The sequence below is a fragment of the Acrocarpospora sp. B8E8 genome (genome assembly GCF_039871605.1).
GTDB classification, from domain to species: domain Bacteria; phylum Actinomycetota; class Actinomycetes; order Streptosporangiales; family Streptosporangiaceae; genus Acrocarpospora; species Acrocarpospora macrocephala.
Window position 1 is genome coordinate 13,851 of record NZ_JBDPLV010000050.1, and the last position, 15,223, is coordinate 29,073.

Below are 15,223 nucleotides of genomic sequence, written 5' to 3' on the forward strand. Positions count from 1 at the left end.
GGCTCTTAGATCAGGATGCTGTGCGGCTACCGCCAAGGCACCGCACGGTCACCCACTCGACAACGTGAGCTTACCTGGCCGGGCACCGATCACACCCGGCACACCACCCCCACCGCGTTCCGGCGCCTGGACTCGAACCAGGACAAACCAACTCCAAAGGTTGGCGGGCTGCCAATTACCCAACGCCGGATAGCTCGAACCAACCGGTTCGATCAGCCACCACCTTACCGGGACCGATCCCAAGACGCGTTGTGATATCCGCGCGCTGTGTCGCCCGTCGTTCCATAACAGAGTTCGTGTTGTTCGACAAGTCGGGGGAGCGCCACGAGATGGACTTTCAACGGTCATGTTCCATACAGTCACAACTTAGGGCTTCCTTACTTACGATGGCGTAAGTTACGGTAGCGTAGGCAGTAATCCCACGACCGCGAGGTAGCCCATGACCGTTGTAACGGAGCGAGCCGCTCCGCAGCCGAAACCGGACATCGACCCCGAACCGAAGACCCTTCCCGAGCTCATCACCTTCGGTTTCGTCGTCGGGGCGCCGCTGGTGGCACTCGCCGTCGCCGTGCCGATGGCCTGGAGCTGGGGCCTGCTCAGCTGGATCGACGTCGCGATCGGCTTTGTTTTCTACGTGGTCACCGGCCTGGGGGTGACGGTCGGTCTGCACCGTTACTTCACCCACGGCTCGTTCAAGGCCAAGCGCCCGATGAAGATCGCGCTCGGCATCGCGGGGAGCCTCTCCCTGGAGATGTCGGTGCTCGACTGGGTCGCTACCCACCGCAAGCACCACAAGTTCTCCGACAAGGACGGCGATCCGCACTCGCCGTGGCGCTTCGGGACCGGCTTCTGGGCCATCACCAAGGGCCTGCTCTGGGCCCACATGGGCTGGTTGTTCGAGACACACCGTACAAACCGGGAGAAGTATGCCCCGGACCTGGTCAAAGACCCGGATGTCATCAGGCTCCACAAGCTCTTCCCCACTCTGGCGATCACCTCTCTGGTCCTCCCGGCCGTCCTCGGCGGCCTGATCACCTGGTCCTGGCAGGGCGCGGCCACCGCGTTCTTCTGGGGCACCGTGATCCGGATCGGCCTGCTGCACCACGTCACGTGGTCGATCAACTCGATCTGCCACGTCTTCGGCGACGAAGCCTTCGAAGTCCGCGACAAGTCGCGAAACGTCTGGTGGCTGGCCATCCCCTCGTTCGGCGAGTCCTGGCACAACCTGCACCACTCCGACCCCACCTGCGCCCGGCACGGCGCCCTGAAGGGCCAGATCGACCTCAGCGCGGGCACGATCCGCATCTTCGAGAAGCTCGGCTGGGTGTACGACGTGCGCTGGCCCGTCCCCGAGAGACTGGCGGCGAAGCGCCTTGGCTGACCCAGGCAATTCTCGTACGGCTACCGCGGAGATCGTGGTAGCCGTACGTCTTCCATCCCCGAATGGGACGGATTCCACGGGGACCGCCATTATGGAACCCGTGACCGAACCCAGATCCCGCAGACGCATGACCGGCGCCGAGCGGCGCGAGCAGTTGATCCATATCGGTCGCGCGCTCTTCGCGGAGAAGGGCTTCGACGGGACGTCGGTGGAGGAGATCGCAGCTCACGCGAAGGTGTCGAAGCCCGTGGTGTACGAACATTTCGGGGGCAAGGAAGGGATCTACGCGGTCGTCATCGACCGGGAGATGCAGCGGTTGCTCAGCCTGGTGACGCAGGCGCTGTCGGCGTCGCATTCGCTGGTCAAGCTGGAGCGGGCGGCGCTGGCGCTCTTGCAGTACATCGAGGAGAGCAGCGAGGGGTTCCGGATCCTGGTTCGTGACTCGCATGCGGCTTCTGGGACGGGGACCTTTGGCAGCCTGCTCAGTGACATCGCCAGCCAGGTGGAGGATGTGCTGGCCGACGAGTTCGTGGAGCGTGGGTACGACCCGAAGCTTGCTCCGATGTATGCGCAGATGCTCGTCGGCATGGTCGCTCTGACCGGGCAGTGGTGGCTGGATGTGCGTAAGCCGAGCCGCGAGGACGTGGCCGCTCATCTGGTGAATCTCTGCTGGAACGGTCTCACGAGTTTAGACCCGAATCCGCGGCTGACGAGTGCGTCGCGTGGGCTTGTCCTCTCTCCGGGCCTTGTTCCTGAAATGCCGGGGAAGGAGCTCAGCGACAAGGAGCTCAAGGAGCTGGGTAAGCAGCGGGAGCGGGAGCTCAAGGAGCAGGAGAAGTTGCGCCGGGAGCTCGAAAAGCAGCGGGAACGCGAGGCCAAGGAGCTGGAGCGGCAGCGTGAACGCGAGCTCAAGGAGCAGGAGAAGGCTCAGCGTGAGCTCGACAAGCAACGTGAACGCGAGGCAAAGGAACACGAGAAGCTGCAGCGCGAGCTCGAGAAGCAACGCGAACGCGAACATCGCGAGCAGGAACGCCTCCGCGCCCTCGAAGCCCGCCAAGCCGAACTAGAAGCCCGCCTCGCGGACGTGGAACCCCAGTAGGGGTAGTTCTCCCACCCACCCAGCCCTCTGTTTTCCCTCGGGCTCCGCCCGCCCCCGCCATCGCCGTAGTTCCCCCACAGATCGTCCTGTCTGAGCGAGACACGCCGAGATTTCAGGTGTCAGTTAACGTTCCGTTCAACAAGTTCGGGCATATTTAGGACATGTCCGCCGAAATCTCTGTCGCTTCGAAGCAGGAAGACCACAACCCTGGGGATCGGCCGCTACCTCCTGATCGGTTTCTCAACCGGGAGGAGAGCTGGCTTCAGTTCAATGAACGGGTGCTTGAGCTGGCTGAGGATCCGCGGACGCCGCTGTTGGAGCGGGTGCGGTTTCTGGCGATCTTCGCGAGTAATCTCGACGAGTTCTTCCGGGTGCGGGTCGCGGGGCTGAAACGGCGGATGGCCACCGGCCTGCTGTTGCGGACCAAGAGCGGGCTGAAGCCGCGGGAGGAGCTGGCCAGGATCGCGGGGATCGCGGATGGGCTGGCGCGGCGGCATGACGCCTGCTTCCACAAGCTGGTGGGGCCGGATCTGGCGGCCGAGGGCATCGAGATCGTCCGGTGGGATGATCTGGGCCGGGATGAGCGCACCGCGATGCGCAAGCTGTTCCGGGAGCGGATCCGGCCGGTGCTGACGCCGCTCGCCGTCGACCCCGCCCACCCATTTCCCTATATTTCCGGACTTTCGCTCAACCTCGCGGTCACCGTCCGGAACCCTTCAACGGGCAACACCGTCTTCGCCCGCGTCAAGGTTCCCAGCCAGCTGCCCCGCTTCGTCACCGCCTCCAGAGACCGTTTCGTCCCCCTGGAAAACGTCATCGCCGCCCACCTGGGCCAGCTCTTCAAGGGCATGGAGATCATCCAGCACCACGTCTTCCGCGTCACCAGGAACGAGGACCTGGACGTCGACGAGGACGTCACCGAGAACCTCATGCAGGCCCTCGAACGCGAGCTCCTGCGCCGCCGTTTCGGCCCTCCGGTCCGCCTCGAAGTCGAGGACACGATCACCGACGAGGTCCTGGAACTCCTGGTCGAGGAGCTCGGCGTCGCCGAACACGAGATCTACCGGCTGCCTGGCCCGCTGGACCTGTCCGGCCTGCACGCCATCGCCGACATCGGCCCGGCCCAGAACCGCGGCGACCTGAGCTACCGCCCGTTCGTCCCAGCCGAAGCCGTACACGCCGACGACGACATCTTCGCCCTGCTCCGCGAGCGCGACATCCTGCTGCACCACCCGTACGACTCCTTCTCCACCAGCGTGCAGCGTTTCATCGAGCAGGCCGCCGCCGACCCGGACGTACTCGCGATCAAGCAGACCCTGTACCGCACCAGCGGCGACTCCCCCATCGTGGACGCCCTGATCGACGCCGCCGAAGCGGGCAAGCAGGTCGTGGTCGTCGTCGAGATCAAGGCCAGGTTCGACGAGCACGCCAACATCTCCTGGGCGCGCAAGCTCGAACGCGCCGGCTGCCACGTCGTCTACGGCGTGCTCGGCCTGAAGACGCACTGCAAGCTGGCCCTGGTCGTCCGCCAGGAGCCGAGCGGCGAGCTGCGCCGTTACTGTCACATCGGCACCGGCAACTACAACCCGAAGACCGCCCGCATGTACGAGGACTTCGGCCTGCTGACCGCCGACCCGCTGATGGGCGAGGACGTCACCGACCTGTTCATCCATCTCACCGGCTACTCCAACCATTCGGCCTACCGCCGCCTGCTGGTCGCCCCGCACTCGATGCGCCAGGGCGTGCTGGGCCGGATCGACCGGGAGATCGCCCACCAGACCGCCGGACGCCCGGCCAAGATCCGCATCAAGACGAACTCGCTGGTCGACGAACCCATCATCGACGCGCTCTATCGAGCCTCGCGGGCGGGAGTCCCGATCGACCTCTGGGTGCGCGGCATCTGCACGCTCCGGCCGGGCGTGCCAGGTTTGTCGGAGACGATCCGGGTCAGAAGCGTGCTCGGCCGCTTCCTCGAGCACTCCCGGGTGTTCGAGTTCGGCCTGGGCAGGCGCCCGGAATACTGGATCGGCAGCGCCGACCTGATGCGCCGGAACCTGGATCGCCGAGTGGAAGCCCTGGTCAAGGTGACCGGAACACAACATCGCACGTACATCGCGGACCTGCTCGATCGGGCCTTCTCCGATGGGACGGACTCATGGTGGCTCAACGCGGACGGACTCTGGCAAAGACACCAAGGCGGAACCGACCTGCAGCACCACCTCATCGGCACCCGCCGGTGGCGCACGGTGGACGACAGCGAATGACCGATCTGGTACGCGCCTCCGGTGCCGTGATCTGGCGCGGAGACGAGCGGAACCCGGAGGTCGCGGTGGTCCACCGCCCCCGGTATGACGACTGGTCCTTCCCCAAGGGCAAGCTGAAACCCGGCGAGCACGTGATCGCCGGAGCGCTCCGCGAGGTGGCCGAGGAGACCGGCCTGCAGGTCGTCCTCGGCCGTTCGCTGCCCCCCGTGCACTACCTGAAGGACGGCCGCCTGAAACGGGTGGACTACTGGACCGCCCAGGCCGTCGCCATCGGCGACCTGGAAGCCGTCGAGGAGGTCGACCAGGTCGCCTGGCTCAGCCTGGACGCCGCCCGCCGCCGCCTCACCTACGAATGGGACGCGGGCCTGCTCCGCGCCCTCACCGCCGCCCCCCTCCGCACCACCCCGTTGATCCTGGTACGGCATGCTCAAGCCGGTTCCCGCCAGGACTGGAAAGGCGACGACGACCGCCGCCCCCTCGACCAAGCCGGCCTGGCCCAGGCCGAAACCCTGGCCACCGCCCTCGTCGCGTACGCGCCGACCGCCCTGGTCAGCTCCCCGAGCAAGCGGTGCGTCCAGACCCTCAAGCCATACGCGACGAAAACCGGCCTCCCCGTGCGCAAGGAGAAGCTGCTCACGGAGAACCACTACGACCCACGCGAAACCCTCCGCCTGGTCCAGAAACTGGACGAACGCGCGGTCGTGTGCACGCATGGCAAGGTCGTCCCCGACCTGCTCGACGCCATCTGCGACCACCGCTGCGGCGACACCCATCTCCGCAAGGGCGCCTTCGCGGTCGTCCACCACAGCGGCGACCACCTCGTAAGCGTGGAACGTTACGCCACGTAACATCCTCCGGATCGGCGGGCTTGGCCGCGACATACGACTAACGGTGCGGCGATTGCCCGTTGGGGCTACTGAGCCGTGACCTTGGCCCAGACGCTGGGGAACTTGCGGTGAGCGCGTTCGGCGGTTTCGTGTTCCATTCCGACGAGCACGCCGTAGGTGAAGGTGTCCTCGCCTGCTTCGCGGGCGCGGTCCGCTTCTGCGGCGAGGGTCTGCTGGGCGACGACACCGTCCTGGTGTAGGCCGAGCACTTCCTGAACCGACTCAGCGCGCTTGGCGGCCTGGGTCATGCCGAGCGCCTCGGCCGTGTACCGCGCCCGTTTGGCCGCCTTCCGTACGTCGTGCATGGCGATCTCGCGCTCGGCATTGTCCTCGATGGCCTGGGCGGCGGCGTAGCGGCCCTCGACCCGCTGCCACTCCTTCTCGGCGATCTTCTCGAGGGTGCCCTCGGCGGGCTTGGCCGCCTTCTTGGTCAGCGGAAGCGGCGCGTCGAGCGCGTCCAGCAGCGCGAAGTAACGCTCGTCGCTCATGACCTCCCGGACGCGCGCGTAGGCGGCGTCCTCCTTGGCCTGCAGGTCGGAGCCGAGGCGCTCGCGGACCGGGCCGACGATCATGGCGTCGTCCAGGGTGTCCAGGTGCCCGGCGAACCTGGCCCTGATGACTTCCAGGTCGCGTACCTCGCCGAGCACCTCGCCCAGCCAGCGCAGCTCCTCCTGGAGTTTCTCGGTGTCCTCGACCAGCGACTTGAACGCCCTGAGCGCGCTGCGCATGCGGCGGCAGGCGACTCTGGCCTGGTGCACGGCGTCGTCTTCGGCTCGCCGTACCGGACCGTCGTGGGCGATCAGCGCCTCGACCTGGGTGCGGAAGTAGGTCGCGACGACCGCGCCGGCCGTGCCCGCCGGAGGCGGGGGCGGCGGGGCGGAGACGGCGTCGCCGAGCAGGCGGCCGAGCTTGTTGGCCGACTCGGCCGGGACGGCGCCCGCCTTGCGGAGCCGTTTGCCGACCCGGCGCAGGATGGTCTCGTCGCCTTTGACCAGCTCGGCCTCGACTTCCTGCCAGCGCGTCACGGCCGGCGGCTCGCCGAAGACCGTGCCCTTGACCCGGTCGTCGGCGATCTCGATGAGGATGTCGCCGTGCTCGTCCAGGAGCCGGGTGACGCCGCGTTTGGTGTCCAGCTGGGCGACCGGGACCAGGTCCTTGCCGCGGCTGTAGACGAGCACGAGTTCGGCCAGCTCCGGGGGCACGACCTTGGTGCTGCGGGTCAGCGGGTGGGTGACCTCCTCGCGCACGCCCTTGCTCTTGGGGAGCTTGAGGTGCCAGCCCGAGTCGTCGCCGCCGCGCCTGCGCCGCAGCGTGATGCCGCGCGCGGCCAGCCGCAGGTCAGGCGTGTCGAAGTAGATGGCGACCAGCGAGAAGGTGCGAGGGCCCACGGCCTCCGCGGCGCCCTTGAGATCACTCAGGTCCGGAATCTCGAACTCGGCGGGAACGTCGAACTTGTCTTCGATCTCGATCGGCACTAGCACCTCGCAGTGAACAGTTGGCCGCTTATGTGCGGCCATAATGCCACCCGAAGGTAAACAAATCGCTCAAGGCATCTGCAAGAGCTCGATTCGATTCCCCACGGGGTCGTGCACATGGCACCGGCGATACCCCGGCAGCAGATCATCGGGTACGGCATCCGGCAGCCGGGCCAGCAAATCGTCCAGATCAGTGACCAGCAGCGCGGGATGCGCCTTGCGGGCGGGCCTGAAATCCGCCTCGATGCCCAGATGCAGCTCGACGCCCTGCCCGCGGAACCAGGCCCCGCCGCGTTTGGCCAGCTCGGGAGGCTTCTCGACTTCGGTCATGCCGAGCACGCCCACGTAGAAGGCCCGCAACTCGGGTTCGCTCCCGGCGGGCGCGGCCAACTGGACATGATGGATTCCCACGATCACCTATAAACTTCCTTCGAGCCACAACGAAGATCCACTTCGATCACGCCTCCATAGAAGGCCCGCAACTCGGGTCGCTCGCGGCCGACCACCTGGATCATTTAGGACTCTTTCCGGGCCACGACGAAGATCCGCCGGAACGGGAACGGGGTGCCGTAGGGGCGGCGCGGATACGCCTCACCCAGCAGCCGGCCCGCCTCGGCCAGGAATTCGTCCTGACGGTCCGGCGTGAGCCGCCCCAGCATCGGGCGGAGCGCGGTCGCCCTGACCCAGGTGAGCACGGCGTCCTCCCCCTGGAGCACGTGCTGGTAGGTCGTCTCCCAGGCGTCCACCCCGTCGCCCCCGAGCAGGTCGAGATACTCGCCGGGATCCCCCACCGGCGCGTGTCTGACCAGGTCACCGAGCTCGTCCCGCCAGGCCGCGCGCTGGCAGAGGTCGCGGATCAGGACATGGCTGGGAAAGTCGAAGTTGCCCGGCACCTGGAAGGCCAGCCAGCCGCCCGGGGCCAGGTCCTCGGCCATCCAGCGTCTGATCAGCTCGCGGTGTTCCGGGATCCACTGCAGCAGCGCGTTGGACACGATCACATCAACCGGTTCAGCGGGCTTCCAGGCCCGTGCGTCCCGCACCTCGAACTGAGCCCCGGGCGGGGCTTTGGAGAGCATTTCCGGGGACGAGTCCACGCCGGACAGGTCGGCGTCCGGCCAGCGCTGGGCCAGTTGCACGGTGAGCTCGCCGGTGCCGCAGCCCAGGTCGACGACCGTCCGGGGGTTCTCCGCGCCGATCCGGCCGACCAGCTCGAAGAACGGGCGGGCCCGCTCGTCGGCGTACCGGCCGTACAGGCTGGGGTTCCACATGAGGGCATCCTTCCATTTATCTCGACGTCAAGATACTTGATATCGTGATAGATGTCTCGACGTCAAGAGAGATAGACTTGGTGTCCATGAGGCAGGCCGAGGATGAAGTGGACCGGCTGGTTGCGGCGTGGAAGCAGGAGCGTCCCGATCTGGACGTCAGCCCGCTGCAGGTGCTGAGCCGGGTGTCGCGGCTGAGCCGCCATCTCGAGCGGGCCAGGCGGGCCAGCTTCGCCGAGCACGGCCTCGAATCCTGGGAGTTCGACGTGCTCACCGCGCTGCGCCGGTCCGGCGAGCCGTATGAGCTGAGCCCCGGCGCGCTGCTGCGCGCCACCCTGGTCACCTCGGGCACCATGACCAACCGGATCGACCGGCTGGCCGCGACCGGGCTGGTGACCCGTCACCCCGACCCCGACGACCGGCGCGGCGTGCTCGTCCGGCTCACCCCCAGCGGGCTCGAACGGGTCGACGCGGCCTTCACCGGGCTACTCCGCCGGGAGCAGGAGCTCCTGGCGGCCCTCGGCGAGCATGAGCAGCAGGCCCTGTCGGGCCTGCTGCGCACGCTTCTTGTCCCTTTTGACGCTTCCGACAGCGGAGCGTAGGGGCTCACTGCCTGCCGGGTGGCAGGCGAAACCCGAGTAAGACGTGACAATAGTGCCTGTTGGTTTCATTTGGGTTATGTGATTTATGTCACACCACTTCTGGACCGGTCCTGGTGTGATCATTTTGGGAAGCCCCTACCAGCAGGGGAAACGACCCTTCCATTCCCAGGTTTCCCTCAGGTACGTGGTGTATCGGCGATGTCGCCAAGCTCGGGTAACAAGATGTTTAACTTTCGCAACGGTAGATCGTCTTATAGCTTCATAGCTGTTCCTTTACTGACGCATGGGGCGCAAGTGACGTCCCACGACAGACCTGGGGTTACACCATGAAGCGCACATTCGTTGTGGGCGGCATCAGCGCGGGCCTGCTGGCCTCCGCTCTTGTCTCCGCTCCCGCTCAGGCGGCCGACGAGGTTCCATCGGTCATCCTGGCCAACACCAACCTCGCGGCACGCGAGGTCGCGGCGTTCTGGTACGGGGAGGCCAAGGCCAACCTGATCGGCGCCACGCCCTACGACGTGGAGACGAAGGTCGTCGCCAAGCACGTCTCGACCGGTGGTCCCGCCGCGGACAGCAAGCCCGGCGTCGTCCCCGCGATCGGCGACGAGAAGAAGAGCAGCAGCAAGTCGAAGAACGTCAACCTGCCCAAGACCTCGGGCAAGGTGTTCTTCATCGGCGCCGACCACCAGCCGCACTGGTGCACCGGCACCTCGATCCAGGCGCAGTACCGCAACCTGGTGGCCACGGCCGGCAGCTGCGTGTACGACACGGCGGGCAACAAGGCCACCCTCGACAAGTGGATCTTCGTCCCCGGTTACTACCAGGGCAAGACCCCTTGGGGCATCTACGTCGGCAAGCAGGGCTTCACGCACTACGACTTCGACGTGTACGAGGACGGCGACCGCGACTACGCGTTCGTCACCGTGTACAACGGCGTCATCCCGACGTCGGCGAGCTTCGACAAGGACTACGAGAGCACGCACGAGACCAAGGCCGAGGCCGAGGACAAGAAGGCCGCGCTCGCTGCGGACAAGACCACCGCGTGGTCCTGGCTGAAGGTCGAAGAGTTCATCGACTACGACCACGTCAAGCCGCTGTACACGCCCGGGTCGAAGAAGGAAGTCGGGGTCACCTGGGACGCGTTCAAGAAGTTCAACCCGTCGATCGCGCCTTGGGAGACCTCGGAGTCGGCGGCCGAAGGCACCGGCTACTGGGACGAAGAGATCAGCCGCGACAAGTTCCGTGAGCCGGAAGGCACCCAGGCCGACGGCAGCTGGTACTTCAGCCCGGACAAGAAGACCCTGTACTGGTCGAAGAAGGTCGGCAGCGACTGGAAGTACTACTCTCGCGCCTTCTGGGTGAACTACGACCTGGACTACAAGGTCCTCGGCAAGGTCTTCTCCATCGGCCTCAAGGACGTCGGTCGCCTCGGTGACAACGTCGGCGGCCAGGGCCTCGCCTACAACCAGAAGATCGGCAAGCCGGTCTTCGTGTTCGGCTACCCGAGCGGTTCCCACCCGGACGGCAACTACGCCTTCACCGGCAAGACCCTCAAGTGGGCGTACGGCAAGACGTTCGCCGCTTCGGCCTCGTCCATCAAGGCCGAAGAGCTCATCGGCATCAAGTCCAGCTTCACCGGCGAGGGCGCACTCGGCTCGTCGTGGCTGCTGAACTACAAGAGCGCCCGTCGTCTTGGCTACCTGAACGGTGTGACCATCGGCGTCTCCGACACCGACAAGAACAACCGTTACGACACCAGCGTCTCGCCGTACTTCGACGGTGAGACCTACGGCGTCTACAGCGTGGCCAAGAACCTCTGGTCCGGCAAGATCGTCTAGTAGCACCAGGAGCGACGCGGGAGAACCGGAGGTGCCCCGGTTCGCCTGAGCACGGGAAACGAAGGGCCCGGCCGTTCTCGGCCGGGCCCTTTCTCGGTTATTCGCCTTCTCGGTTATTCACCCAGGCGGTCGGCCACGTTCAGCCAGTCGACTTCGGTGCTCTCCTTGAGGGCGGCGATCTCGCGGAGTTCGGCGTCGAGTTTGCCGAGGCGTTCGAAGTCGCTGGCCGCCTCGGCCATCTGGGCGTGCACTTTGCCTTCGCGTTCGGAGAGCTTGTCCAGTTGCCGTTCCAGCCGCGACAGCTCCTTCTGGAGTTCCCGCTGCTCTTTGGCGGACAGGCCGACCGTGATCGGGGTCTCGACCACCAGCGCGGGTACGGCTGTCGCCGCGCGGGCCGACAGGGCGTTGCCGGTCGCGCGGCGGTCCAGGTATTCGTCGACGCCGCCGGGCAACATCGACAGTTTGCCGTCGCCGAGCAGGGCCACCGTGCGGTCCGAGACGCGCTCCAGGAAGTAGCGGTCGTGGCTGACCACGACCAGGGTGCCCGGCCAGCCGTCGAGCAGGTCTTCCAGTTCGGTCAGGGTCTCGATGTCCAAGTCGTTGGTGGGCTCGTCCAGGAGGAGCACGTTGGGCTCGTCCATGATCAGCCTCAGGAGCTGGAGGCGGCGGCGTTCACCGCCGGACAGGTCGCCGATCACCTTCCACTGCGCGTCGCCCTTGAACCCGAGGCGCTCCAGCAGCTGCGAGGCCGACCATTCCTTCTTGCCGACGGTGATGTACTTGCGGATCTCCTCGACCGTCTCCAGGACGCGACGGGTGGGGTCGAGTTCGGTGAGTTCCTGGGAGAGGTGGGCGAGTTTGACGGTTCGTCCCTCGACCAGGCGGCCGGTGTCGGGCCGTACCGACCCGGAGAGCAGGCGGAGCACGGTGGATTTGCCCGAACCGTTGACGCCGATGAGGCCGATCCTGTCGCCCGGGCCGAACTGCCAGGTGCAGTGGTCGAGGACCAGGGGTCCGGTGTCGGGGCCGCCCGCGTGCAGGGTCACGTCCTCCAGGTCGTACACCGTCTTGCCGAGGCGGGCGGAGGCGAACTTGAGCAGTTCGACGGTCTCGCGGGCCGGTGGCACGTCGGCGATCAGGGCTTCGGCGGCGTTGATCCGGAACTTGGGCTTGGAGGTGCGCGCGGGCGGGCCGCGCCGCAGCCAGGCGATCTCCTTGCGCATCAGGTTCTGCCGCCGGTCCTCGGTGGCCTGCGCGACCCGCGCGCGCTCGGCCTTGGCCAGCACGTACGCCGCGTAGCCGCCGTCATATCGCTCGACGGAGCCGTCCACGACCTCCCAGGTTCTGGTGGAGACCGCGTCCAGGAACCAGCGGTCGTGGGTGACCACGATCAGCGCCGACCGGCGGGCCGCCAGGTGGCCGGCCAGCCAGGCGATGGCCTCGATGTCCAGGTGGTTGGTGGGCTCGTCGAGCACGATCAGGTCGTCGGCGCCGATCAGCAGCCGGGCCAGCGCGGTCCTGCGCCGCTCGCCGCCGGACAGGGCGCCGGCCCGCGCGGACAGCTCGATGTCGCCGAGCAGGTTCGCCAGGATCTCCCGGATCGCGGCGTCGCCCGCCCATTCGTGCTCGGCTCTGCCGCCCAGGACGAGTTCCTGGACCGTGGCGTCGGCGGCGAAGTCGTCCCGCTGGGAGAGCACGCCGACGTGCAGGTTGCGGGTGTGGGTGACCCGCCCGCCGGCCGGCTTCAACTCCCCCGCGATGATCGAGATCAGCGTGGTCTTGCCGCCGCCGTTGCGGCCGACGACGCCGATGCGGTCGCCTTCCTCGACGCCGAGCGAGACGTTCGCGAGCAGAGGTTTGGGACCGTAGGCGTGGGAGACGGATTCAAGATTGACCAGATTCATCGCCTGGTAAGCCTATCTAGACGACCACGGCTCCGGGGACCGGTCCGTAGCCGCTCACCACGGCGCGGCAGGCGCTCTTCAGCGCCACCGACAGGTCGAGCGCGTGCTCGGCCGACTCGGCGAGGAACGCGCAGGTCGGGCCGGAGCCGGAGACCAGCGCGCCGAGCGCGCCGCGATCCCGGCCGACCTGAAGGGTCCTGGCCAGGCTGCGGCGGAGCATGATCGCGGCTGGTTGCAGGTCGTTGACCAGGGATTTCCCCAGCCCGGGCGCGTCGCCGTCGCGGAGCGCGGCGGCGAGTTGGTCGCTCAGCGCGGGCCAGCACGCGCGTTCCCCGGCGGCTTCGCGGAGGCGGTCGCACTCGCCGTACACCTGGGGAGTGGCAAGGCCGCCGTCGGCGAGGGCGAAGACCCAGAAGAAGGTGCCCCGGACCGGAAGCGGCGTGAGCATCTCGCCCCGCCCGGTGCCGACGGCGGTGCCGCCGAGCAGGGCGAACGGCACATCGCTTCCCAGATCGGCGGCGATGTCCAGCAGGTCCCGCTGGGTCAGGCCAAGGCCCCAGAGCCGGTCGCAGGCCACCAGGGCCGCCGCCGCGTCGGCGCTGCCGCCGGCCATGCCGCCCGCCACCGGGATGGACTTGCGGATGACCAGCTCCGCGCCGTACGGCCGGCCGGCGCGGGCGGCGAGCGCGCGGGCGGCCCGGATCGCGAGATTGTCGCCGTCCAGCGGCACCAGGCCGGCCGGGTCGCCCTCCACCCGGACCGTCAGCGTCTCCGCCTCCACCGCGGTCACCTCGTCGAACAGCGACACGGCGTGGAACACGTTCACCAAGTCGTGGTAGCCGTCGTCACGCAGCGGGCCCACGGAGAGCTGAAGATTGACTTTGCCCGGGACACGGACGGTCACAGATGACGTCACGGCATCCGAGCCTAGCCTGACCTGCTCCTACACCCGACAAACGATCACCACAAATTGGGGCGAAAGCCGTACATAGAACGGTACGGTTGCGGCAACGCGCGGTTCACGGGGAGTGCACATCGACGTCAACTCGGCCATCAGCGCGCCGCTTTCCGCGGGCGATCCGGCGCGAATCGGGCCATATCAGCTGCTTGGGCGGCTCGGTACGGGCGGCATGGGCACCGTCTACCTTGGCGTGGACGGGGAGCGCCAGGTCGCCGTCAAGGTCGTCAAACGGCAGTACGCGGTGGACGAGGACTTCAGCCAGCGCTTCAAGACCGAGGTGGAGCACGCGCAGCGGGTGGCCTCGTTCTGCACGGCGCTGGTGCTGGACCAGGGCACGACCGAGGACGGGCGGCCTTACATGGTCACCGAGTTCATCCCGGGCACCCCGCTGGACCGGCAGATCGCGAGCTTCGGCGCGCTGGAGGCGGGCACCTTACACGGGGTCGCCTTCGGCGTGGCCGCCGCGCTGACCGCCATCCACGCGGCGGGACTGGTGCACCGGGATCTGAAACCGGCCAATGTGATCCTGTCCATGTCCGGCCCCCGGGTGATCGACTTCGGTATCGCGCGCGCGGTCGACGCCACCCACGGCCACACCGAGACCGGCGAAGTCGTCGGATCCCCCGGCTGGTGGGCGCCGGAACAGCTGCAGGGCCGGGTGGTCACCCCCGCCGTCGACATCTTCACCTGGGGCTGCCTGGTCGGCTACGCGGGCAACGCCCGCCACCCCTTCGGCGAAGGCGACCCCATGGTCCTCGCCCACCGCGTCCTAGAATCCGAACCCGACCTGGACGGCCTCCCCGCCCCCCTCGACCACCTCGTCCGCCGCGCCCTCCACAAGGAACCCCGGCACCGCCCCTCCGCCCAGGAACTCCTGCTCGCCCTCGTCGGCGGACGCGACGACCCCAGCACCGAAGTCCTGGCCTGGGACCCCCCGGAGAACATCCAGCCACCCGCCCGCAAACGCCGCAAGTGGCCCTTCGCCGTCTTAGCCGGCCTCGTGGTCCTCACCGCCGCGGGTCTGTACCTCGGCTTCCGTGACGGTACGCCCTCCGGGAGCCGCGAGCAGGCCCGCGCCAACGACATCGGCCGCCGCGTCGTCGTCCGCGACGTCCACATGATCGTCCAGCGCCCGCATTGCCTCCCGGCCCCCACCGGCGGCAAAAACTGCGCGGTGACCTGGCTCCTGATCAACATGGGCGGCGCCACCGCCCCGCTCGGCGCCTACCCCCAGCTCATCGACGACCAGGGGCTCACCCACACGACAACCAGCGCGCGCCCACCCGATCAACTCATGCCGGGCGACAGCCTCTCCGTAACCGCCCAGTACACGCTCCCCGAAGGCAACGTCCCCGCCATCCTGACCGGATCACCGATGGCGGGCGGCAACGAAATCGAGGTCCGCCTGTGAAGACCTGGCCATTACCTGGGTGGAGGCTGCGGAAAGCGGCGGTTTTGTTGGTAGCCGGTGGGTTGGTGGCGGGGTTGGTTGGGGCTGGGGCACCGCCTGCTGATGCTTGTGAGGGTGCGGGGACGGCTGATTTTGA

At 67.4% G+C, this 15,223-nt stretch carries 12 protein-coding genes and 1 tRNA gene; 7 read left to right on the forward strand and 6 right to left on the reverse strand.

What is annotated here, in order from left to right; genetic code table 11:
* Positions 1-117: 117 nt before the first annotated feature.
* A tRNA-Gln gene (locus ABGB08_RS36570) sits at positions 118-190 on the reverse strand.
* 249 nt (positions 191-439) lie between these two features.
* Here ABGB08_RS36570 and ABGB08_RS36575 point away from each other — a divergent pair.
* The 4 genes from ABGB08_RS36575 to ABGB08_RS36590 all read left to right on the forward strand — a co-directional run bounded on the left by ABGB08_RS36575 (position 440) and on the right by ABGB08_RS36590 (position 5,592).
* Positions 440-1,381, forward strand: coding sequence for an acyl-CoA desaturase (locus ABGB08_RS36575; RefSeq protein WP_155358647.1), 942 nt, complete (start codon positions 440-442; stop codon positions 1,379-1,381).
* Positions 1,382-1,472: 91 nt separating this feature from the next.
* Positions 1,473-2,480, forward strand: a complete 1,008-nt coding sequence (locus ABGB08_RS36580) for a TetR family transcriptional regulator (RefSeq protein WP_347600275.1) — start codon at positions 1,473-1,475, stop codon at positions 2,478-2,480.
* Positions 2,481-2,641: 161 nt separating this feature from the next.
* Positions 2,642-4,744: an RNA degradosome polyphosphate kinase gene (locus ABGB08_RS36585; protein ID WP_347600278.1), complete on the forward strand. Its 2,103-nt coding sequence runs from the start codon at positions 2,642-2,644 to the stop codon at positions 4,742-4,744.
* Positions 4,741-5,592, forward strand: a complete 852-nt coding sequence (locus ABGB08_RS36590) for an NUDIX hydrolase (RefSeq protein ID WP_347600281.1) — start codon at positions 4,741-4,743, stop codon at positions 5,590-5,592. The genes ABGB08_RS36585 and ABGB08_RS36590 overlap by 4 nt, the downstream gene beginning before the upstream one ends.
* A gap of 65 nt (positions 5,593-5,657) precedes the next feature.
* Here the strand turns inward: ABGB08_RS36590 and ABGB08_RS36595 are convergent, their stop codons facing one another.
* From ABGB08_RS36595 to ABGB08_RS36605, 3 genes are all read right to left on the reverse strand, one after another.
* Entirely contained in the window at positions 5,658-7,106 is a 1,449-nt protein-coding gene (locus ABGB08_RS36595) for a CYTH and CHAD domain-containing protein (RefSeq protein ID WP_347600284.1), read from the reverse strand.
* Positions 7,107-7,175: 69 nt separating this feature from the next.
* Complete coding sequence (locus ABGB08_RS36600) at positions 7,176-7,523, reverse strand: VOC family protein (protein ID WP_347600287.1); 348 nt, start codon at positions 7,521-7,523, stop codon at positions 7,176-7,178.
* 98 nt (positions 7,524-7,621) lie between these two features.
* On the reverse strand, positions 7,622-8,374 hold the full coding sequence (locus ABGB08_RS36605) for a trans-aconitate 2-methyltransferase (protein WP_347600290.1): 753 nt from the start codon (positions 8,372-8,374) through the stop codon (positions 7,622-7,624).
* 86 nt (positions 8,375-8,460) lie between these two features.
* Between ABGB08_RS36605 and ABGB08_RS36610 the strand changes: the two genes are divergently transcribed.
* Together ABGB08_RS36610 and ABGB08_RS36615 are read left to right on the forward strand one after the other, a co-directional pair.
* Positions 8,461-8,973, forward strand: a complete 513-nt coding sequence (locus ABGB08_RS36610; RefSeq protein ID WP_347600293.1) for a MarR family transcriptional regulator — start codon at positions 8,461-8,463, stop codon at positions 8,971-8,973.
* A 326-nt stretch (positions 8,974-9,299) separates the two neighbouring features.
* Entirely contained in the window at positions 9,300-10,811 is a 1,512-nt protein-coding gene (locus ABGB08_RS36615) for a hypothetical protein (protein WP_347600296.1), read from the forward strand.
* Positions 10,812-10,924: 113 nt separating this feature from the next.
* Here the strand turns inward: ABGB08_RS36615 and ABGB08_RS36620 are convergent, their stop codons facing one another.
* Both ABGB08_RS36620 and ABGB08_RS36625 read right to left on the reverse strand, forming a co-directional pair.
* Entirely contained in the window at positions 10,925-12,715 is a 1,791-nt protein-coding gene (locus tag ABGB08_RS36620) for an ABC-F family ATP-binding cassette domain-containing protein (protein WP_347600299.1), read from the reverse strand.
* 16 nt (positions 12,716-12,731) lie between these two features.
* Complete coding sequence (locus ABGB08_RS36625; protein WP_347600302.1) at positions 12,732-13,631, reverse strand: 4-(cytidine 5'-diphospho)-2-C-methyl-D-erythritol kinase; 900 nt, start codon at positions 13,629-13,631, stop codon at positions 12,732-12,734.
* Positions 13,632-13,743: 112 nt separating this feature from the next.
* Between ABGB08_RS36625 and ABGB08_RS36630 the strand changes: the two genes are divergently transcribed.
* Positions 13,744-15,087 carry a serine/threonine-protein kinase gene (locus ABGB08_RS36630; protein ID WP_347600305.1) on the forward strand — a complete coding sequence of 448 codons (1,344 nt, stop codon included), beginning with the start codon at positions 13,744-13,746 and terminating at the stop codon, positions 15,085-15,087.
* Positions 15,088-15,223 lie beyond the last annotated feature (136 nt).

Coding starts and splice junctions, on each gene's coding strand:
- ABGB08_RS36620 (WP_347600299.1), bottom strand. CDS start 12,715: ATGAATCTGGTCAATCTTGAATCCGTCTCCCACGCCTACGGTCCCAAA.
- ABGB08_RS36585 (WP_347600278.1), top strand. CDS start 2,642: ATGTCCGCCGAAATCTCTGTCGCTTCGAAGCAGGAAGACCACAACCCT.
- ABGB08_RS36605 (WP_347600290.1), bottom strand. CDS start 8,374: ATGTGGAACCCCAGCCTGTACGGCCGGTACGCCGACGAGCGGGCCCGC.
- ABGB08_RS36575 (WP_155358647.1), top strand. CDS start 440: ATGACCGTTGTAACGGAGCGAGCCGCTCCGCAGCCGAAACCGGACATC.
- ABGB08_RS36590 (WP_347600281.1), top strand. CDS start 4,741: ATGACCGATCTGGTACGCGCCTCCGGTGCCGTGATCTGGCGCGGAGAC.
- ABGB08_RS36615 (WP_347600296.1), top strand. CDS start 9,300: ATGAAGCGCACATTCGTTGTGGGCGGCATCAGCGCGGGCCTGCTGGCC.
- ABGB08_RS36580 (WP_347600275.1), top strand. CDS start 1,473: ATGGAACCCGTGACCGAACCCAGATCCCGCAGACGCATGACCGGCGCC.
- ABGB08_RS36610 (WP_347600293.1), top strand. CDS start 8,461: ATGAGGCAGGCCGAGGATGAAGTGGACCGGCTGGTTGCGGCGTGGAAG.